Origin of the sequence: Psychrobacter immobilis, from assembly GCF_904846175.1 — a bacterium.
Classification (GTDB): Bacteria; Pseudomonadota; Gammaproteobacteria; order Pseudomonadales; family Moraxellaceae; genus Psychrobacter; species Psychrobacter immobilis_E.
The window spans coordinates 33247-55169 of sequence record NZ_CAJGZM010000003.1 but is presented as its reverse complement, the minus strand read 5'-3'; the positions used below and the strand labels follow the sequence as shown (position 1 = coordinate 55169).

Genomic DNA, 21923 nt, shown 5'->3' with positions numbered 1-21923 from the left:
ATTTACTTTGGCTCAATTTACTACCGCAGCCACTCGCTAAATAATATTTAATCAAATGCCATTTACGAGACTTTGCCATCGTACAGCAGATTTGTTATGCAAGTATGTGTGGCGCACGCACCCATCAACAAACCCCTGCTTATTTTCTCTACTATATCATCATAGTAAGGGTTATGGCGTTAGCGAATAGCACAAATTTATTGTAAGAATTTTATTTTATTCGACGGCGCTTTTTAGGCATGATAAGCATTTTTATCTGACTGTGAGACTTTGTACCTCATCTATAGGCGCTGCCGAGTAAAGCTGTTATTATTCCCAATCTTATATCAGCATACAAGGGACAATTGAGCGATGCAAAAAAATACATCTTACTCGTTACCAAAAGACAGCAAAGCCTGGCAACAAGCCGTCGATTCTGTAGCGTCATTGTTGCCTGAGGGTACTAATCTACAAGATTTTGATGCGCTGCAATCCTTGCCTGTTTTTGCGTTGATTGTGGTATTGCCTACGCATGTATCCTCGCTCGATATCCATCAATATGTGCAGTCATGGGTGGATGAGCAGCCAAACTGGCATTTGGTCACCGTCGCAGAAGATGCCGATGCCAATTTTGTCGATGTTGAGATTGCTGATATAGACACCACGCAGCCATTTGCCAAGCGCTCATTTGTTGATGTGCAAGTGTTCCGCTATTTGCTGGTACCCGTCACCGATACTCTGATGCACCCCGCCAAAAAGACAGCAGCAGCGCACATTATTGATGACCAATTGACCATGCGTTTGCGTCATGACTTAGCGGAAGACTATAAAAACTCGCAAAGCGCAAGCAGTGGCGACCACTCAGACGTTGTCGATTGTCACATCTTATCGGTCGGTCATATGTTACGCACCCATAAGCTGGCTTGCTTTGATATGGACTCTACTTTGATTGAGCAGGAAGTCATCGTTGAGCTGGCAAAAACCGCTGGGATTGGCGATCAAGTAGAAGCCATCACCGAAGCGGCGATGCGCGGTGAAGTGGATTTTGATGAATCTTTTGCTCAGCGTGTGGCATTATTAAAAGGCATTCCAACGAGCGTGCTGGATGATATTTGCACGCGTTTGACCTTGTCAACAGGTGCGCGCACCACGATCACGGCTCTTAAAGCCTTGGGTTATCATACGGTTTTAGTCTCAGGCGGCTTTACCTATTTTGCCCGCTATATCGCTGAGCAGTTAGGCATCGATGAAGTGCATGCCAATGCGTTAGATATCGACGAAGGCGAAGTCACCGGTCATGTGCAACTGCCTATTATTAATGGTGCTAAAAAAGCGGCGATTGCTGAGCATACCGCTGAGCGCATGGGTATTGATATGTCACAGGTAGTCTGCGTCGGTGATGGTGCCAATGATTTGCCGATGATGGCTTTGGCTGATTTGGGCGTGGCGTTTAATGCCAAGCCCATCGTCCAAGCGCGTGCAGATGCTGCGGTCAATGTCACAGGGCTTGAAGGCGTTCTTTATGCGCTTGGCTATCCAGCTTTTTCCCGACCTAAATAACGCTTAAACACGCTAAACCACGAGCTAGGTTAAGGGTTTATTCTTAGCCTAGTTTTTATGGTTGAAGCATTTTTTATACTTATATCTCTTTTACCCTATTCATCTCACTTTTAACTTGTTAAATAAGAAAGGAATGTCCATGACGGCATCACAATCCCCACGGCCAGATGCGCCGTCATCTTCCACTCATGCAGCCAGCCAGCCTATAGCTGACGAGAGCAGCCCCATTTATCACGACAATCCAAAACAGTTATTGGGTGTTTATGTCAAAGGTATTGCCATGGGTGCGGCGGACATTGTGCCCGGTGTTTCTGGCGGTACCATTGCCTTGATTGCGGGGATTTATGAGCGCTTGATTAATGCGCTAAGTAGCGTGGGTCCCAACCTTTGGCAGATATTTCGTCAAGAGAGCGGGCTGAGAGGCTTGGTTGCAGTGTGGCGACAGGTTGATGCCACTTTTTTAGTGTGTCTATTACTTGGTATCGCCACCAGTTTTGCCACCTTAGCCGGACTCATTAAGCACTTATTAGACAATCAACCTTTACTGATTTGGTCATTCTTTTTTGGTTTGGTGGTGGCGACTGTCTTTATCTTATTGACTGAGATTACGCGCTGGAATATAGGACGGATCGCATTATTTTTGCTGGGAGCTGGTAGCGCCGTTGTGATTAGTAGCTTGCCGTTATTGACTACCGCACCGAGCTTACCCTATTTATTTCTTGCTGGCGCGATTGCTATTTGTGCGATGATATTACCCGGTATTTCGGGGTCATTTATCCTATTACTAATGGGCGCTTATGATTCGGTACTCGAAGCGGTTCATACGCTAAACTTTAGCATTATATTCACAGTCATTGCGGGTATGGCAACAGGGTTATTATTATTTACCCGCATGCTCAAATGGCTGCTATCACGCTACTATCAAGCAACACTTGCATTGCTGACAGGCTTTATCGCCGGTTCGCTAGTGAAAGTATGGCCATGGAAAACCGATGCGCTAGGTACATTAAGTAGTGATGCCATCAATAATGTCATGCCATGGCAGTATCCTACTGGCGCTCATTGGCTGACTACTTTAGGTTTGATGCTGTTAGGAGCCGTTTTAGTTACTGCTCTATCATGGTGGGGACGCCGCGGCGTTCGTCCTTAAAGCTAAATCTACGTTAAAAAATATATTAAGTCCAAAAAAGCGTCCATGATTGTGGCGCTTTTTTTGTTGGTAATTTTCTTGGCAATAATGGCAGAATTTACGCAGTATTTTCTTAATATGGTTTAAAAAAATCAAACGTCAGCTGTTGTCGCAAAGTCGTCGCTAGCCTCTTTAGCTTTAGGTCGCAAACTTCCATAATGACGGTGTTGGAATTCACCTGATAAAGAGCGAGATGAACAATGTTATTAACCATATTTTCTATTTTTGCGAGTGAGACATGGAGCGCTGGCGCCATATTGGGTACTGGTCTGCTAATGGGTTTGTTACTAGCGCTTGCCTTATCATCGCAGCGTTGGTTGCTATGGTATCTGTTTGGCGGCATGGCTTATTGGTTGGCGGTTGAAGCCATTCACAGTTTATTAACCTATTGGTTGGTGTTGTCAGAATGGCACAATTATGTGGTCGCTATGGGTATCAGCTGGTTGCCTTTGGTTGCTTGGGTACTGTATAGAGCATTGCGTTACGAAGACGTCAGTCGCACTGTGCACGAGCAACGTGAGCTGCAAGCGGCGCGCTATATTGAACATACGCCTGTCTATGATGATGACTATCAGCCGCGCTTTCAGTAGTTCAATAATTCAATAATTTATTAAGTTTGCCCCATTCATACTGCTGTCATTGAATGTTACAAGATACTTAAGACGCTCTACGTAACTCCTAAAGAATTGAAACCTATCATTCGTTCAATCGTTTATAATCTAATTATATATTTGTCGCCACAATTGTTATAAAGTACGCATTATTTTGCGTCTTATTTCTCATTCTTTAGGTTCTTTAGGAGTTCAATTATGTTTACTGTTCCTGTATTAGATATTAAGTCTGATCCATTAGATGTTTTATTGGCAATCATTGGTTATCGTTTATCAATGTTGTCTGATAGCGAAGATGAAGACGTTAAAGCGCTGTTTGCTGATCGTAAAGTCACCATCGAGCTTGCCAGCACTGAAGCTGATATCGCGCGCTATTATAGCTTTGATAATGGTAAATTTAGTCAACATAGTGGTCATGCCAAAGAAGCGGATTTGACGATTAATTTTAAAGACTCAATGACAGGCGTTAAACTATTGACCAAAGGCAGTCTTCCTGCCTTTATGACTGCTGTGCAAGAAGGCAACTTGAGCATCGAGGGCGACTATAGCCTAATGATGTGGTTCAATAAGCTTGCCAAACATATCGTGCCAGCCGTTCCAGAACAATGCAAACCTTACATCCAGCAAGCCAAACCTTATGCTTACAAAGCGCAAAAGTTTGCCAATCATTGGGTCGGTGTTGCTAAGCATAAACTGGGTAAATAATAACTCAATCGAATAAATAATGTAACGAATGAAAATAAGCAGATAGCAGCTATCTAGCGTATAAAGAATCTAGATACGATTCACTACTTAGTACTATTCTGATTTTCTAAAAAGGTTGCGGTATACTATACGGCAACCTTTTTTATTGCCTAAATTTTATGTTCTTAACTTTATTAAAGGCAAAAATATCAAAGGTTATCTAACACTTCTAAATACTGTTATAAAAGGATTTATCTCATGGCAGGATTGCTTAATATCTCAGAACCGAATGCCAATCACCATAACTATACTGATACGACACTTAATAATAAAAACGTGGCTGATGATTTTTTAGCCACATTAGTAACTGACGCCGCTAAAACTAAGCAACAAATAGCCAGTAAGCACAGCCGTGAACAGATTGCTCAGTTGTTTGACTTGCCGTTGATGGATTTGTTATTACAATCGCAGACGATACACCGCCAACACTTTACCGCTAATGAAGTCCAAATCAGCACCTTATTGTCTATCAAGACCGGTAACTGCCCTGAAGATTGCGGTTATTGCTCCCAGTCTGGTCATCACCGCGATACTACTAAGCTACAGGCAGAAAAACGTATCGAGGTCGATAAGGTCATTGCCGCTGCCAAACGCGCCAAAGCCACAGGCTCATCGCGTTTTTGTATGGGTGCAGCGTGGAAACACCCAAGCGCAAAAGACATGCCTTATGTGGTTGAGCTGGTCAAAGAAGTCAAAGCATTAGGGCTTGAAACCTGTATGACCCTTGGGATGCTAGATACAGACCAAGCGGAACAGTTGGCGGATGCAGGTTTAGACTATTACAATCATAATCTGGATACCTCAAGAAGCTACTACGAGCAAGTCGTCAGTACGCGCAGCTATGATGAGCGTCTAGATACCATTGCAAACGTACGCAACTCAGGTATTAACGTTTGCAGTGGTAATATCGTTGGCATGGGCGAAAGCCGTGATGATCGCATTGACTGGGTACATGAGCTGCTCAAAATGCCCAAAGCGCCAGAGTCGATTCCGGTCAATTTATTGGTGCCTATTCAAGGTACGCCGATTGGCGACAAGGTTTTAGCAGAAGGTCAGCTGCCCGTCCTTGAATGGATACGGACGATTGCTGTCACACGCATTTGCTGCCCAAGTAGCTATGTCCGTCTATCTGCTGGGCGCGAAAGCTTATCTGACTCTGAGCAAGCATTGGCATTTATGGCAGGGGCCAATTCATTCTTTTATGGTGACAAGCTATTGACCACAGGCAATGCCAGTCAATCAGGTGACGATAGACTGATGCGCGAGCTTGGTTTAACCAAGCAATTCGCCGCGCCACGAGCACCAAAGCATGTACCGGTGCTCGACGCCATGAGCGGTCATCAATCGCAAGTTGTCTTAGCAGAGTAAATGCCAAGTATGCCGCTACCATTATCGCGTCATCTGCGCTAAGCTTGCCGACATTATTGATCACGAAATTGCGCATAAAATATTAAAACGTAAGAGAGAGTATGATGGCAGATTATTTTAATTGGATTAAGGCGGCACACATTATTTCTATGGTGTGCTGGTTTGCGGCGATATTTTATTTGCCGCGCCTGTTCGTTTATCATGCGATGAGTGACGATAGCATCAGCCACGAGCGTTTTGCCATTATGGAGCGCAAGCTCTATCGCGGCATCATGACGCCGTCGATGATAGCCACTTGGTTCTTTGGTTTATGGATGTTGGGAATGGGCTGGGATGTTTATAAACCTCAGGGCTGGCTACACGTCAAGCTATTATTGGTAGTGCTACTTTCTGGCTATCATGGCGCCTGCGGATTTTATCGTAAAAAGCTCATTGATAACCCGCATTATAAATCACATAAATTTTGGCGTTGGTTTAACGAAGTACCCGTATTTGCGTTAATCTTTATTGTGATTTTGGTGGTGGTAAAACCCTTTTAAAAATACCTAACAGTAAAGCTATTTACCTTAGAAGTATTTTTATTTTAAACATCTACAAAAAAGCATCCATTACTGTAATAAGTGATGGACGCTTTTTTAGGTCTCAATAATCTGACTAAATACCCTTAACTACTAAACATTTGGTCGCATGATTTGATAGACATTGCTTAAATCATAAACACGGTAGCGCGCAGGTTCACGGCGATTTTCACCGGCATAGCTAAGTATCAATGCTTGTTTGGCGCGCTCATCGACCCAGCCAACAAACAGTCCGCTATGCTCGACACCATTGTAGCCGTGATTGATATAATAGAGCCAATCACCGACTTCGATCTCGTTGCTATTGGCATAAGGACCTTGACCGTAAGTGCCTTTATGGATGGTATCGCGGCTCACCCCTGCTCGATTAAACACCGCATTTAGATAGTCCCAGCAGCCACCTTTAATAATCGTACGCTCATTTAATGCCATCTTGCGCGCGGTGCTGATGACTTCACTCGCCGCGCGACTGCTCTGGGTTTCAGCATTGCTGAGCAGCGGTAAATATTCACTATCGACATTGTCATAATTGCCAGATAAAAATGCGGGTATAACCGACGGTGCTTGCCGTTGTACTTCCGGATAACGGTAATTACTTTGGGCATTGCCCGCATTTGAGCGATAGCTAGCAGCATTGCCAGCGCGTTGAATGGTAGAGCGTGTGCTGATTTTGGCAGGAGGAACCACCGAGTTCGCTGGGTTATAACGGACGCTATAATCAGGTTGGCTAGATTTTTGCACAATCAGGGCGCTCATGCTATCGGCGTTTGCTTGACTGACCTGAAAAACTGGACCAAAGGTAAATAATAATGTACTGCACGACGTTGTGATTGACCAAATGGACAAACGCGACATGACCAACTCCTTGTCACCATATTATGGATATTGATATAGCCGATTCAATTTAATAAACTGCTATCAAGGCTAAGTATCCATAACCGTATGAACGATCAGTAAGATAAGATTTTTCAATCCTACTTATAAACCATTTGTACAGGAATCTGCAAGTATTATTGCTTTAAGGTAAGCGATAAAAGGTATGATATCGAGGATAAGCGGTAAAACGAGATAGGAACTTTAGAAGTGTAAGCGGAGATTTAGGAAGGATAATCAGTCATAAGTTTGAATATTGTTCATAGAAAAAAATAGACTAAAACATTCAAGCATATCAATACGTTAATAATCGAATACGTTAATCGTCGCTCATTTTGATATTGGCATGGCGTTTGCTCAGCGGTTGCCCTTGTAGAATAGTTTTGGCCGCGTTTGCTTCTTGGACATTATCAAAACCGCCAATTAGGTATTTACGAATATCATCACAATCGACAATCTGTAGCTGCTCGCCAATTAATGCGATTTTGTCGCCATCAGTCAGATGGATATGCTCACGTTTGCCATAATTATCATGCACCAGCTCGCCATCACGCACCCACAAGATGCCGCTACTAATAACGCCGCTCATGGCTTGTTTACGTTGCAGGCGCTTACGATTGAAAATAAAACTACCCACAATCAGCAGTGCCAAAGCGCCAATAGCCAAGCGCTCAGGCAGCAGGCTCATTGCCAAAGCAACCGCTACTGCCCCAACCAATAATGCGGAGCCAAACCAAAACAGCCCATTGTCAGCCGCTGGCGACTGACCTTGCAAGGTGATTTTAGCGCCGTCATCAGTCAGCTTTAGCATGCATAATTACCTGTTCAAGAGCAGTGAATGGTTGAAGATTTAATTAAAAAGTCATAAAAGAGCGTTGAGAAATTTACCAACCTAACGCTGTTTTTTGCATATTGATAAGCTCAGCGATACCTTTTTCAGCCAGAATCAGCATATCGTCTGCTTGTGCGCGGGTAAATGGCTTTTCTTCTGCCGTCCCTTGCAACTCGATAAACTCACCTTTTTGCGTCATCACCACGTTTAAATCGGTATCACAGCTGGCATCTTCTTCGTAGTTTAGGTCAAGATACGCTTCACCATCTTTCATACCAACCGACACCGCCGCAACCAAACCAATCAATGGGTCAGCTTTTAGCTTTTTGGTTTTTTGTAGGCTTTCTAACGCATCAATAAGGGCAATGGCTGCACCCGTCACACTGGCAGTACGCGTGCCGCCATCTGCTTGCAAGACATCACAATCAAGATAAATGGTATTTTCGCCAAGCTTACTCAAATCAATCATCGCCCGTAAGCTACGACCGATTAAACGCTGAATTTCTTGCGTACGTCCTGATTGTTTACCGCGTGCCGCTTCACGTTGATTACGGGTATTGGTCGCGCGTGGCAACATACCGTATTCTGCGGTAATCCAGCCTTTACCTTTACCTTTGAGCCAGCGCGGTACGCCCGCCTCAACGCTCGCGGTACACAATACTTTGGTATCGCCAAAGCTGACCAAGACTGAGCCTTCAGCATGCTTCGTGTAATGGCGCTCAAAGCTGATTGAGCGAAGTTGGTTAAGCTCACGGTTGTCAATACGCATAATATTTCCTAGGACAATGGTGTAAAAGCAGAGTTATGGTTATATAGAGTTATATAGTTATAAAATAATAGATTAGTCATTACGTCCACAAAGTTGCGGGCAGACGTAAATATGACGATATCCTAACGTGACAGCGGCGCAATAGCAAGATTCACCCAAGCTATTACGCCGCTGCTTTAGCAAAATTTAGCGTTAACGTTATTCTAAACCTTCCATCTTACGCAATTCTTTACGGAGGATTTTACCGACGTTTGATTTTGGTAATTCATCAACAAACTGGATGTGACGTGGACGTTTATAGCCAGTCAATTGCTTTCTGCCAAAATCAAGCAGCTCTTGCTCGGTCACATCACCCTTTTTGACCACAAACAGCTTTGGATCTTCACCGCGCTCATCGTTTGGAATACCAATAGCGCCGCATTCTAACACAGCAGGATGCTCACTCATGACTTCTTCGATTTCATTTGGATACACGTTAAAACCAGAAACCAAAATCATGTCTTTTTTGCGATCGACAATTTTGATAAAACCTTTCTCGTCCATAATACCGATATCACCTGTTTTGAGGTGACCACTGGCCGTAAAGGCTTCAGCCGTTTCTTCAGGGCGATTTTGATAGCCAATCATCACTTGCGGACCTTTAACACAAATTTCACCGCGATCGCCTAGTCCAACTTCATTATCCTCTTCATCAATCAAAATTACGTCGGTGCTAGAGGCAGGAATACCAATTTTACCAGTGAATTCAGAGATGGTCATCGGGTTAAAGGCAACCACTGGCGAGGTCTCAGACAAACCATAACCTTCAACGATAGGCAGACCAGTGATTTTATGCCACTCTTTTGCCACGCTTGGCAAAACTGACATACCGCCGCCAATCGATGCTTTTAGGTTAGAGAAATCCAGGTCAGCAAAGCCTTCTTTATGCACTAAACCGTTAAACAAGGTGTTTACCGCAGGGATGTAAGCAGGTTTATATTTACCCATCTCTTTAATGAGACCATCCAAATCACGTGGGTTCGGGATAAGCAAGCCTGCGCAACCTTGGTACATGCTATACATCCCGCAAACCATAAATGAGAACACATGGTATAGCGGTAGCGCGGTCAAAAGAACATCCGTAGCGTCGATATCATCTTCAAAAGCACTGTCCATGAGCGCACTAATCTGCAGCATATTGGCGACTAAATTGCCGTGCGAGAGCATCGCGCCCTTGGCAACACCAGTCGTACCACCCGTATATTGCAACAATGCCACATCGCTTAGGTTTAAATCAGGACGTTTATATTTGCTGGCTGAGACAGCATTTAGCGCATACTTAAAACTGGTGCTCTCAGGCAGACGGTAAGCTGGAATCATTTTTTTAACATGGCGCGCGACTAGGTTGACGACTGTACCTTTAACCAAGCCCAGCATATCGCCCAATTTACAGACGATAACGTGCTTCACTTGACCTTTGTCTTCCGCATCTTGATAAGTTTTGGCAAAGTTTTCAACGATAAACAAAGCTTTAGCGCCACTATCATGCAGCTGATGCGACAGCTCGCGGCTGGTATATAAAGGGTTGACGTTGACCAAAATCATACCGGCGCGGATGATACCAAGCATCACGATAGGATACTGCAAGATATTGGGCATCATCACCCCAACTTTATCGCCTTTCACCAATCCTAACGACTGTAAGTAGCTGGCAATTTGACGGCTGTATAAGTCTAATTGCTTAAAGGTGATTGACGCGCCCATACAAATATATGCCGGCTTGTGCCCATAACGGCTAAAGTTACGCTCGAACACTTCAAGTAAAGACGTACTATCATCGGGCATATCGATGGTCGGCTCGATGCCGTAACGCTCATAAGTACTCAACCACGGACTGTCGCTATCAATGGTCGGCATGGTAGGAAATGCATTTTCAACTATAGATTGAGCGTTGCCCGCAGCTTTATGGTTGCTGGTTTCTTTATTGATACTGTCCGTCATAATCTTCCCTAAATGTTGCTGTTAAAATATAGAGTATAGGTGCTGCCCTTAGCGTGGTCGCCAACCACGTATTTATAAAATTAAAAACTTGTGAATAAGAAACTGCTCAATATCTGAGCGTTAAGCATAATTACTATTCACAAACTTTTAAACATATAAGCAGTATGTTTAATTTTACTGTCGCTATTATAAATAGTGCTTATATGCAAATGCTGAAAACCTATTGTATCACCAGTTGCAAAGGCAATAACGCCAAAAGCTATTATTTAAAGACATCGTGATCGAAGCTTTTATCATAATATTAACTGCTTAAACATGCACTTTTATCGTGAAATACAAAAATATAATCGGCAGGAACTATAGCAGTTTTGCGCGCCATTCTCTATAAATAGTACCAAACCCTCATAGAAAAATAAAAAAAATGATAAGGTCATTTGCATAGACCTTATCATTTTTATCATTGCGCCATCGAGTGCTTAAGGTTATTCATGCCACCTTAGCACGCATTAATACTCATAAATATGAATAAAAATGCCACACTCGGGATAAATCATTTAACCGTGATTCTTTTCTTCTAAAGCACGCAAGTCTTTGTGTAGAATCTTACCGACGTTAGATTTTGGTAGCTCGTCAATGAATTCGACATAACGAGGACGCTTGTAACCGGTTAGATTTTCTTTGCTATAAGCCAGCACTTCTTCTTTAGTTAAGCTGTCATCACTACGCACCACAAAAATCTTCGGCACTTCGCCGCTCTTTTCATCATCGACACCGATGACGCCGCATTCCAAAATCTTTGGATGAGCTGACATCACATCTTCCACTTCGTTTGGATAAACGTTAAAGCCTGATACCAGAATCATATTCTTTTTGCGATCAACAATCTTAAAGTAACCCTCTTCATCCATCACGCCGATATCACCGGTACGGAAATAACCGTCAGACGTCATCACTTCAGCTGTCGCATCTTCGCGCTTCCAGTAACCTTTCATTACCTGCGGACCACGAACACAGATCTCGCCACGCTCACCCAGTGCGACTTCATTACCATCTTCATCCAAGATGGCCATGTCCGTTCCAGGCATCGGTAGACCGATATTACCTGAGAACTCACCGGTACCTTGCGGGTTTGCGGAAGCAACGGGAGAGGTTTCCGACAAACCATAACCTTGCACAATGATGTTGCCGGTTATTTTTTCCCACTTAGCCGCCGTGTCTTTTAATACTGCCATCCCGCCGCCCATAGACATCTCAAGCTTGCTATGGTCTAGGGCTTTAAATGCATCGCTATTAGCGAGCGCATTAAATAGCGTGTTTACCGCTGGGAAAAACGCCGGTGGATAATCTTTATAAGCTTTGATTAAGCTTGCGCCATCACGTGGGTTTGGCACCAATAGTCCGATACAGCCACGATATAAGCCGAACATACCACAAACCGTGAATGAGAAAATATGATATAGCGGCAAGGCAGTCATAATAACAGGCTGCTCATTAAGCCCTTCAAACTTATCAAAAGCATCACCAAGATACGTGTCACACTGAATTAAGTTGGCGACCAAGTTGCCGTGCGTGAGCATTGCGCCTTTTGCGACACCTGTTGTACCACCGGTATACTGTAGTACTGCCACATCTTCAAGCCCGATATTGGTTGGACGTTTATACTTTTTAGCCGATAATTTATTGAGTGCTTTTTTAAAGTTTACGCTATTTTTAAGCGTATAATCAGGGACCAGTTTTTTGACATGGCGCACGACCGCATTGACGATAAAGCCTTTTAATGGGCTCATCAAATCACCCATCGACGTGACTACAACATGATCCACCAAGTCTTTGCCAATATCTTCATAGGTTTTGGCAAAGTTTTCTAAGATAAACAGCACTTTAGTCTCAGAATCTTCCAACTGGTGCTGAAGCTCTTTGGTAGTATAAAGTGGATTGACGTTAACCAAGGTCATGCCAGCACGTAGGACACCTAATACAGCAACCGGTAGCTGCAAGATATTGGGCATCATCACCCCCACTTTATCGCCTTTTTTTAGTCCGAGCGACTGTAAATACGCGGCAATCTGTTTGCTATAACGGTCTAAATCTTCATACGAAAGCTTTACATCCATGCATACAAAAGCGGTACGACCAGCATGTTTAACAAAATTCTGTTCAAATATATCGATTAAAGAGGTATTGGCGGCTGGCATATCAATATGATATCGAATACCAAGCTTTTCATAGGTTTTGAGCCACGCTTTGTCATCACGACGAATTAAGTTACCTTGATTTTCCATAATCTTCCTGCTCCTAATAATAGTGTGCTGCTGCCAAACCATCTTTATCATCGAGTGATAAACATACTAAACATCGCCTTATCAGCTCACCATCTATATAACTCTAGTGATGGCAGGCGACAGACGATATAAATGTATAGCAATGGGTCAACAATATAGCGGTAAATAGCCCTTTGTTGATTAACATACACACTTTATACAAACTACTCAATATAAAAGATTGATACTTCAGTTCTTAGAATGGCTTGACGACATCTATTAATATTAATATCAAGTACTTAAGCAGATATACCATCTAAATGACTCACGATATACTGATAAACATTAATCTATCAATACGTTTTCTGTGGTTTTCTAGTGAACTATTTGCGCTATTTACTGTCAAAGACGTGCGTATAACTTTTAAAATATGCGAAGTTACAGCGCCTAACCTTTTTATGCTTATGTAGCACGTCATGACCTGTCGTCTATTGTGACTTATGCCTTTTTAATTCTGCCAATATCCTTTACGATAGCACTATCCTATTTGCACACTTGCACCAATTATTTATAGCTATTAAAACTGATAAGTGAACCCTATTATATGTCCGATGTTATTGATCATACGATTGACGCTATTATTCCCAACGAACCGATGGATACCCGCTCCGTGGCGGAATTCACTGAACAAGCCTATCTCAACTATGCGATGTACGTCATCATGGATCGGGCGCTACCCAATATCGCTGACGGTCTAAAACCTGTGCAACGTCGTATCGTCTATGCCATGAGCGAGCTGGGATTAAAATCGACGGCAAAGGCGAAAAAGTCGGCGCGTACGGTCGGTGACGTGCTGGGTAAATATCATCCACATGGTGATAGCGCGTGTTATGAAGCGATGGTGTTGATGGCGCAGCCGTTTAGTTATCGCTATCCGCTCATTACCGGTCAAGGTAACTGGGGTAGCCCTGATGATCCTAAGTCCTTTGCTGCTATGCGCTATACCGAAGCCAAAATGTCCGCTTATGCCAATACTTTGCTTGCAGAACTCGGACAAGGTACGGTCGATTGGCAAGATAACTTCGATGGCACCATGCAGGAGCCAACTACCCTGCCCGCCCGCCTGCCCAATATTTTATTAAATGGTACAACAGGTATTGCCGTCGGTATGGCAACCGATATCCCACCGCATAACCTTAATGAAGTGGTACGCGCCGCGATTCGGCTGCTAAAAAACCCTGAATTATCGGTTAAGCAATTAACGCAGTCGATACCAGCGCCTGACTTGCCGACCCCAGCTGAGATCATCACCAGTAAAAAAGACTTGCAGGCGATGTATGAGACTGGACGTGGCAGCTATAAAATGCGCGCGACCTTTCATATTGATCCTAAAGAAAAAAATCTCGTTATTATCGACGCGTTACCTTATCAAGTATCCGGTAATAAAATTCAAGAGCAAATCGCTAAGCTAATGATCGATAAAAAGCTGCCGTGGATTACTGACATTCATGACGAATCAGATCACGAAAACGCCTGTCGTATCGTCTTAGAGCTAAAATCTACCCGCGTCGATGTGCAGCGCGTCATGAGCCATTTATTTGCAAGTACTGACCTCGAGAGCAATTACCGCGTCAATATGAATATGATTGGCTTAAATGGTAAGCCACAGGTCAAAAACCTCAAAGAAATCCTAGAAGAATGGCTCGTCTGTCGCCGTTCAGTGGTCACGCGCCGCTTGCAATATCGCCTTGATAAAATTGATAAGCGCTTGCATATCCTCGCAGGTTTGTTGATTGCTTATCTGAATATTGATGAAGTCATTCGCATCATTCGCGAAGAGGACGATCCAAAATTATCATTAATGCAAGACTATGACCTGACTGAAATCCAAGCCAACGCTATCTTGGATATTCGTCTGCGCCAATTAGCTAAGCTCGAAGAGATTGAACTGCGCCGCGAGCAAGACGAGCTCGCTGCCGAACGCGCTATCATTCAAGAATACTTGGACAATCCAGACAGCCTGACCAATCTGATGATTGACGAGCTTACCGCTGATATGAAAGAACACGGTAACGAGCGAGTGTCACAATTGGCAGAACGCGAAGAAGCACAAGCACTAAAAGAGTCGGATCTCGTACCAAGCGAACCTGTCACTGCTATCCTATCGAAAGCGGGCTGGATACGCGCTGCCAAAGGCCATGACGTCGATGCCGCTGGCATGACTTATCGCTCAGGTGATAGCTATCAAGCACACGTCCGTGCTAAATCCAATGAGAGAATCTACGTGCTCGATAGCACCGGACGCAGCTATAGTATCGATGCCCATAGCCTCGCCTCAGCACGCGGTCAAGGCGATCCGCTGACCAGCGTACTCAAACCACCCGCAGGCGCGAGCTTTGAGCAGCTATTAATCGGCGCGGAAGATCAACGTATCATCCTTGCAAGCTCGGCAGGTTATGGTTTTATCAATACTATTGGCAATCTCGATAGCAATCAAAAAGCGGGCAAAAACATTATCAATCTAGCGGCTGATAGTCGCTTACTGCCTGTAGCACGTATCGATGCGCCAGCAGATATGACTGCCAATGCTAATAACGAAAATGCAGAGGGTGAAAACAGCACTGTAAGCGCGATGCCTGACCATCTCGCTGTTGTGACCAATGCGGGATACCTATTGATATTTGCCCTTGATGATTTGCCTGAACAGGCTCGTGGTAAAGGTAATAAAATGATTAAATTAAAAGACGGTGAAGAGGTGCTTGCTATCACGCCACTCAGTCAGCAAGACAGCCTAATCATTACCGCTGGCAAACGCCATGTGACGCTAAAGCCTAATGATTTAGCCAATTATACGGGCACTCGTGGTAATCGTGGTGGGCAGTTGCCAAGAGGTTTTCAGAATGTGACGAGTGTCGAGGTTTGGTAGTTTATGGTTCTGAATACAGGATTAAAGTTTCTCTTTCTAAAATAACTGGGCTTAATTGGAAACAAATCAAATGATTGCTTTGACGATAGAAAAAGGATTTAGAGAAGTTTCTACATGGGACGAAGTTTTTGAGATGCTTGGTTATACTAACTCTCTCGATCCAAAGGAAGAAGAGCTAAAACAGATATTGGGTAAGTATGAGTTTCTTACTTACGAAAAATGCGGTCTATCTAATTGTGGGACTCCACATGGTAAAGGTTATATTGTAGAAACAGCTTCAGGCAAACTAACGAATATTGGAAGCTATTGTGGAAAAAAACACTTCAGCGTAGAGTTTGAAAATCTTTCAAGAGATTTTGATAGGTATTATAGAGACTACAAAGCAAGAGAAAGGATTGAGACTTTTCAAAAATCTATCAACTCAAAGTTCTCAGAGGTCGCTAGCATAGAAAATGATTTTGGCAGTATAGATACTGCTTACAAAATTCAGCAGTTTTTTAAAGGAAAATCTAGGAACTATTCTAAAACAATCGTACAAAAACTGAGTAAGATGGTCAAAGACAATGATCCAAATATCTATATTGATAAAATGCTTAGCAAGGAAGAGATAGATGCACGTGAAGCAAGTGGTCAAAAAAATGTTTCTAAGTACGAAAGGGTGGTTGCAGACAGTATTACAGGACTAAATTTTCTTTATGAATATAACGATTTAAGGTTGTTATACGTTATTGAATTTAAAAACTCGCTTGAAGAAATTCAAAAATTAAATGTTGACAATCTTCTGAGTAAAGATCTTGATTTTTGGTCTAAAAAGATAGGAGAACTAGACAGTAATATTCGTCGAATAAGAGAAGTTATGGAAGAAGGTTATAACTTCCTACAATTAGGAAATATGATTAAAATTACATCTGAAAACTCTGATGACTTTCGATACTTAGTATTTATTCTCAATGCAGATTACTCAATACAATTGAATTAAGTTTGAATAGAGTGCGTTCCACACACCGATAAGATTGATAACGTATGGAAATGGTGCGCTGGGCGCACCCTACATTTAAAGGCAAAAAATCAATTTTTTAACCCTGCCTTAACCCCAAAATAGGAATGACCAAGTCTTCCTCATCGGTCAGGTGTTGCGAGAGTAAATCGGTTGCGTCTACCAATGTTTGATATAATTGCACTGCCAGCGCTTTATCTTCGACCTCACTTCTCGCCAGCCTATCGTTTTCCACTTGCAGCTTATCGAGTATCGCATCCAAGCGCACATGGTCGCGGCCCAATATCTCAAACCCTGCCTGTAACTGCGGATACATCTTAATAAACTCAGGGAAAAAGCCCTCATCCTCTACGCCATGATGCTGATGCAACTTAAGAATGTGCATATTGATGCGCTTGAGTAGCTGCGAGCGATACTCTGCCCAGTCATACTCGCCAGATTGATAGCCTGCACTTATCTGTGTCAAGATACGCTGACGCTTGCGTATGTTAGTATGTACTTTTAGCCAGCCCGAGGTTTTATAAGCATAATCTGCGCTAAACCATTGATCTGGCGGTAGCTTATTAAATAAGAACAACCAATCCGCCTCTAGCCGACTGTCAGGATGACGCGGCGACAGAGTAAACAAATCCTCGTCTAAGGCTTTTTGGCTAACAGTGTTATCAGTAGATTCAGGCATTGTAGTGTCCTTATACGAAATTTCCCCAATAGAGTTTACTTACAAACTTATTAACAATACTAAATTTATAAGACTCTATGTTTAGATAATATATAAAGTCAAAAAGCAGAAAATCAACTGCTTGCTGGCAAGTGTATTCAGAATGTGAAAGGCAATTATCGTTATAAAAGCGATACATAAATTAGCCACAACCACCCTATTACTGTATTTTTAACCATATAAAATGGATAATTACTCATAAATCCAAACGATATTATTAGTAATAACACTTAAAATTATTAAGCAAATTTCAACGACTTTACACACTTTATTGAATACTTACATAGTCGTTTTTCAAATCTAAAGGATAGTCATGTTTATTGTAGATAAGGCGGCGACAGCCAGTATGAATCAGGCGTTACCGGTGCCGAAAATAATATTTTTTGACATTGATGACACGCTCAGCCGTAACGGTATTATCGCCGAGCACAACCAAGCGACCCTTGAAGCGCTTTCAAAGACTGACATTAAATTAGTGATTTCGACGGGACGTTCTAAAGCGATATTGCCGGCGGATATTTTAGCTTTGCTCAAAGCAGATATTTTAGATGCCATTATTTGTATGAATGGACAATATAGCTTTGATAATAAAGGGCTGATTAGCCATTATCCATTGTCTTCTGAGCAAGCGGACAAAATCGTGCAGTTATGCCAGACAAGTCAGCTGATTCATAAGTTTGACTCGGCGACGCACATTGCTTGGTCAGGCGAAAACGAGCGTTTGCGTGATTTTAATGCCAAAACGCCGAACTCTATCGTTGACCCACTGTATTATCAATCAAACCCCGTTTATCAATGCTCAGTATTTTTTAACAATCAAGAAGAAAAAATGCAAGATATTGACTTTGCACAGGACGATTTAAAACTGGTCCATTGGCATCACATCGGTGCAGATATCTTGCCAGCAAACGCTTCTAAAGCACGTGGTATCAAAGACGTCTGTCAGTATTATGGCGTAGACGCACGTAAATGTATGGCGTTTGGTGATGGATTAAATGATTTAGAGATGTTTGATTTGGTCGGCTATGCAGTAGCAATGGGCGATGCGCAACCAGCGTTGATTGAGCGCGCAGATTTTGTCACGGGTACGATTGAGGAGCGCGGTATTCAGTCGGTGCTTGAGCAATTTCATATAGCGTCTTGATAAATAGACTTTGAAAATCGCTGTTTATCTAAGGTATGTCCTCATTTTTAAAATAAGGACACGTCCTAGCAAAATCTAACCGCGCTTGGTCATTAAACCGTAAAGCCAGCTGCCGATTTTATAAAATCCGACAATGAGTAAGATAAGCACCAACGCTGCTAGCACATAAGCCAGCCAATTGGGTACATGGCTGAGCCAGCCAATGGTAAATGCCAAACCCATATAAGTTTCAACCGGCCAATCAACGATAGCGGTCGGAGAGCCTGAATTAAATATCATCATAAAACCTATGATGCCAATCAAAGCCATCACTATGCCAGCGCGTACACGATTATTCATTGTATTCCTCTTTTAATTCAATCAATTTGGTTAAAATCGTCTTATTTTTATTTTGCTTAAAGTCTCAGGCGGCAGCTATGTTGACATAAGACTGGCTTATCATGTTGCCTTTCTCGTTATTATGCTATGGTAAATCTGTTTATTCTAAAAAACGCTATTGTTAAATGATGCATAAGAAAGCCACGCTCATTATCATTTACCTTCACTTAGCACCACTTAGCCCCCTTCGCATAGCATGGTTATTTACACTGACTGTAACGTTAATATCAAACACGCTATGCATGATTGCCCTTTAAATTATGCACAATCATAGCCATAATAGTTTCCATAGCTGTAAATATTTAGCATCGCGCCTGTTTTACGGATTTTTTGCTTTGCATCATTCTTACTTTAGGAGAGATATCTTGACTCATTTATCATTGTCCCACTCTGCTGCTCGTAGCGCTCGTATGCTACCAAAAGCTCTATTAGCCGTGGCGATTGGGCTCGCACTTGCTAGCTGTAGCAAGTCAGATAACACCGCTACCGATGGTGCTGCTACCAGTGCAGAAACACTAAATCTCTATAACTGGTCGGAATATATGCCGCAAGAAATCCTCGATGGTTTTACCAAAGAGACTGGCATTCGGGTCAATTACACCACCTTTGATTCTAACGAAGCCATGTATGCTAAGCTAAAACTGCTCGATGATTCTAGCCAATATGACTTAGCGATTCCATCGACGTATTATGTCGAAAAAATGGCTAAAGAAGGGTTGCTACAAGAACTAGATAAATCTAAATTAAGCAACTTTAAGAATCTTGATACCTCCTTTACCAATACCAAGGTTGACCCAGACAATAAATACTCGATTCCTTATATGTGGGGCAGCACCGGTCTGGCCATCAATGGCGAAGCGGTCGATCCTGCCACCGTAAATAGCTGGAATGACTTATGGCGTCCTGAGTATAAAGGTCAAGTGATGCTGATGAACGACATGCGCGAAGTGTTTGGCATGGCGCTATTGACCCTTGGACATTCAGGTAATAGTAAAAACCCTGATGAAATCAAAGCCGCTTATGAGAAGCTGACAACCTTGATGCCAAATGTAAAAACCTTTAATTCGGACGCCTCGCGCATGCCGTATATGGAAGGCGAAACCACGGTTGGTATGAGTTGGAATGGTGAGGCAATTATCGCCAATAACGAAGGCTTGACCAGCTTGGTGTATAAATATCCAACTGAGGGCGCTATCTTATGGATGGATAACTTTGTCATTCCAAAAAACGCCAAACAAGTCGATGCAGCACACAAATTTATTGATTACTTACTGCGTCCTGAGAACTCTAAAATCGTCAGCGAAGAGATTGGTTATGCGTCGCCTAATATCGCTGCCCGTGAGCTGATGCCAGAAGAAGTACGCAACAATCCAACCATTTATCCGAGCAAAGCCATACTAGCAAAAGCTGAATTCCAAGAAGATGTCGGCGATGAAGCCTTGCGAGTTTATCAGCAATATTGGGATAAGCTAAAAACCGGTCGTTAATCATTGTTTGTTAAAATATGATTATTAATGGTTGATTGTTGATAGCTGTTTTTAATAGCCCTTTTTAATGACTGCTACCGTAAAAAAACGCTGACTTAATAAAGTCAGCGTTTTTTTGTGGCTTTTATTGGGCTTTTATTTATAAATGCAAATCGGTTTCGCTACCTTTATGCTCGATACGGCGTTGCTCGCGGCGTTGGTAGCGCAAACCAGAGGCAGCAAACCATTGCGGCTTAGTCGTTTGCAATAAATCACTGAGCCGCTGCAACTGTACTTGTAAGGTTTGCGTGAGCCAAAAATAGCCTTGCCATTCAAAGCCTAAGTTTTCTACGCTTGGATATTCTGATACTGCGATACGCGTAATCGGTCGAAATACTTCATCATTTGGGCTACGTAATACCGCGGCCATATGCTGCATCGCTTGCGTCAATTCATGCTGATAATGGATAAGTAAAATATGGTTTTCATCGTCAATCTCAATGTTTGCCAAGCGCGGCGCGGCACTTAATAGCAAATCAATAGTTCCAATAATATTCCGATGGGTACGCTGAATAGTCTCTAGCGTTTCTTTTTCAATTCCCGATTCGCTAGCTGTCGCCGCGATATGCGGGCGCACAGCTAGCAAACGCTTATTGATTTTTTGTAGTGCCTTGACCAAAGATTTATTGACCGGTGTATCAGGTACAGAACTGCTCTTTGGGTAAATAATACTGGCTGAGCTGGTCGCTTTACTATACTTAAACGGCTTAGGCACCAAAACTTCCGCATCGATATGATTGCCAACCCCAGCGTATAAATTACTGCAGGTTTCAAGATTCCTGGCCAATAAAAACCGCCACATTAACGTCGATTTAAGCGGTAAAATCAACGTCGCGGCGACCGCTACTCCAGCCCCAAGCAAAATATTAAACGCTCGATATAAGCCATCTTGGGCAATATTACTATGGTCAGGGCTTGAAACAATCATCAGCATGGTAATCCCTGTTAGCAGCCCGATATAACCCAATTGCTTAACCGCCACGTAACCAATAATACCGCTGATAATACCAATCAGCCCGTAATATAACCACAGCCAACCGCCCGTATCTTGAATCAACCATAAAAAGCTCAGCCCGACCACCACACCTAATAAGGTGCCGAGTATCCGCTCTTTGGCCTTGGTATAAATCGCCCCTTGATATTGCAACAAACCCAATATCACAAATACAGTAATGGTCGTCCACTCGCCGTGCGGCAAGTGCGTAAACTCATTTAACAACAGTGCAATAAGCACAGCAATACCTAAACGTATGGCATGTAAAATATCCGCATGCTGATAACGGGCGTAAGGCTCCACAAACGGTGCAGTAAATCGTTGCCAAAAAGTCGGTTTCACGCGGGCTATCTCTTATAATAAATGAATAAAAATGCGGTTAAAGGATAACTGCTAGCTTAACCGCTGAGAAAGCGATACTAAAGCAATGATCAAAAAATAACGCCTTTTACCTATTAAAAGATAAAAGACGTTAAAGGTCAAAACATGCTAGCAC

18 protein-coding genes are annotated in these 21923 nt (G+C 42.8%); 10 read left to right on the top strand and 8 right to left on the bottom strand.

The window, feature by feature from the left end; genetic code table 11:
* Positions 1–351: 351 nt before the first annotated feature.
* The 6 genes from serB (at position 352) to hemJ (ending at position 5990) form a co-directional block, all read left to right on the top strand.
* Positions 352–1539 carry a phosphoserine phosphatase SerB gene (serB, locus tag JMW39_RS04795; protein WP_201544384.1) on the top strand — a complete coding sequence of 396 codons (1188 nt, stop codon included), beginning with the start codon at positions 352–354 and terminating at the stop codon, positions 1537–1539.
* A gap of 139 nt (positions 1540–1678) precedes the next feature.
* Positions 1679–2689: a DUF368 domain-containing protein gene (locus JMW39_RS04790; RefSeq protein WP_201544383.1), complete on the top strand. Its 1011-nt coding sequence runs from the start codon at positions 1679–1681 to the stop codon at positions 2687–2689.
* Positions 2690–2928: 239 nt separating this feature from the next.
* Positions 2929–3318, top strand: coding sequence for an AciT family ciprofloxacin tolerance protein (gene aciT, locus JMW39_RS04785; protein ID WP_201544382.1), 390 nt, complete (start codon positions 2929–2931; stop codon positions 3316–3318).
* A 219-nt stretch (positions 3319–3537) separates the two neighbouring features.
* Complete coding sequence (locus JMW39_RS04780) at positions 3538–4044, top strand: SCP2 sterol-binding domain-containing protein (RefSeq protein WP_201544381.1); 507 nt, start codon at positions 3538–3540, stop codon at positions 4042–4044.
* A gap of 237 nt (positions 4045–4281) precedes the next feature.
* Positions 4282–5451, top strand: coding sequence for a biotin synthase BioB (bioB, locus tag JMW39_RS04775; RefSeq protein WP_201544374.1), 1170 nt, complete (start codon positions 4282–4284; stop codon positions 5449–5451).
* A 104-nt stretch (positions 5452–5555) separates the two neighbouring features.
* A complete protein-coding gene (gene hemJ / locus JMW39_RS04770) occupies positions 5556–5990 on the top strand; it encodes a protoporphyrinogen oxidase HemJ (protein WP_201544942.1) in 435 nt (144 codons plus the stop codon).
* A 132-nt stretch (positions 5991–6122) separates the two neighbouring features.
* Here hemJ and JMW39_RS04765 read toward each other — a convergent pair whose 3' ends face one another.
* From JMW39_RS04765 to JMW39_RS04745, 5 genes are all read right to left on the bottom strand, one after another.
* Positions 6123–6884, bottom strand: a complete 762-nt coding sequence (locus JMW39_RS04765) for a hypothetical protein (RefSeq protein ID WP_201544372.1) — start codon at positions 6882–6884, stop codon at positions 6123–6125.
* Between the two features lie 337 nt (positions 6885–7221).
* Positions 7222–7713 carry a hypothetical protein gene (locus tag JMW39_RS04760; protein WP_201544370.1) on the bottom strand — a complete coding sequence of 164 codons (492 nt, stop codon included), beginning with the start codon at positions 7711–7713 and terminating at the stop codon, positions 7222–7224.
* Positions 7714–7786: 73 nt separating this feature from the next.
* Positions 7787–8503 carry a ribonuclease PH gene (gene rph, locus JMW39_RS04755; protein ID WP_201544368.1) on the bottom strand — a complete coding sequence of 239 codons (717 nt, stop codon included), beginning with the start codon at positions 8501–8503 and terminating at the stop codon, positions 7787–7789.
* A gap of 198 nt (positions 8504–8701) precedes the next feature.
* On the bottom strand, positions 8702–10483 hold the full coding sequence (locus JMW39_RS04750) for an AMP-binding protein (RefSeq protein ID WP_201544366.1): 1782 nt from the start codon (positions 10481–10483) through the stop codon (positions 8702–8704).
* Between the two features lie 554 nt (positions 10484–11037).
* Positions 11038–12765 (bottom strand): AMP-binding protein, encoded by a 1728-nt coding sequence (locus JMW39_RS04745; protein ID WP_201544364.1) that lies wholly within the window; start codon positions 12763–12765, stop codon positions 11038–11040.
* A gap of 583 nt (positions 12766–13348) precedes the next feature.
* Here JMW39_RS04745 and parC point away from each other — a divergent pair.
* Entirely contained in the window at positions 13349–15670 is a 2322-nt protein-coding gene (parC, locus tag JMW39_RS04740; protein WP_201544362.1) for a DNA topoisomerase IV subunit A, read from the top strand.
* A gap of 70 nt (positions 15671–15740) precedes the next feature.
* Positions 15741–16649, top strand: coding sequence for a hypothetical protein (locus JMW39_RS04735; protein ID WP_201544359.1), 909 nt, complete (start codon positions 15741–15743; stop codon positions 16647–16649).
* 97 nt (positions 16650–16746) lie between these two features.
* Here the strand turns inward: JMW39_RS04735 and JMW39_RS04730 are convergent, their stop codons facing one another.
* Complete coding sequence (locus JMW39_RS04730) at positions 16747–17346, bottom strand: hemerythrin domain-containing protein (RefSeq protein WP_201544357.1); 600 nt, start codon at positions 17344–17346, stop codon at positions 16747–16749.
* 352 nt (positions 17347–17698) lie between these two features.
* Here JMW39_RS04730 and JMW39_RS04725 point away from each other — a divergent pair, with 352 nt between their 5' ends.
* Positions 17699–18529, top strand: a complete 831-nt coding sequence (locus JMW39_RS04725) for an HAD family hydrolase (protein ID WP_201544356.1) — start codon at positions 17699–17701, stop codon at positions 18527–18529.
* 75 nt (positions 18530–18604) lie between these two features.
* Here JMW39_RS04725 and JMW39_RS04720 read toward each other — a convergent pair whose 3' ends face one another.
* The gene (locus tag JMW39_RS04720; RefSeq protein WP_201544355.1) at positions 18605–18868 is read right to left on the bottom strand and encodes a hypothetical protein; all 264 of its coding nucleotides are present in this window, start codon (positions 18866–18868) and stop codon (positions 18605–18607) included.
* Between the two features lie 404 nt (positions 18869–19272).
* Between JMW39_RS04720 and JMW39_RS04715 the strand changes: the two genes are divergently transcribed.
* Positions 19273–20394: an ABC transporter substrate-binding protein gene (locus tag JMW39_RS04715; protein WP_201544353.1), complete on the top strand. Its 1122-nt coding sequence runs from the start codon at positions 19273–19275 to the stop codon at positions 20392–20394.
* 139 nt (positions 20395–20533) lie between these two features.
* Here the strand turns inward: JMW39_RS04715 and JMW39_RS04710 are convergent, their stop codons facing one another.
* Positions 20534–21769 carry an FUSC family protein gene (locus JMW39_RS04710; RefSeq protein WP_201544351.1) on the bottom strand — a complete coding sequence of 412 codons (1236 nt, stop codon included), beginning with the start codon at positions 21767–21769 and terminating at the stop codon, positions 20534–20536.
* Between the last annotated feature and the right edge of the window lie 154 nt (positions 21770–21923).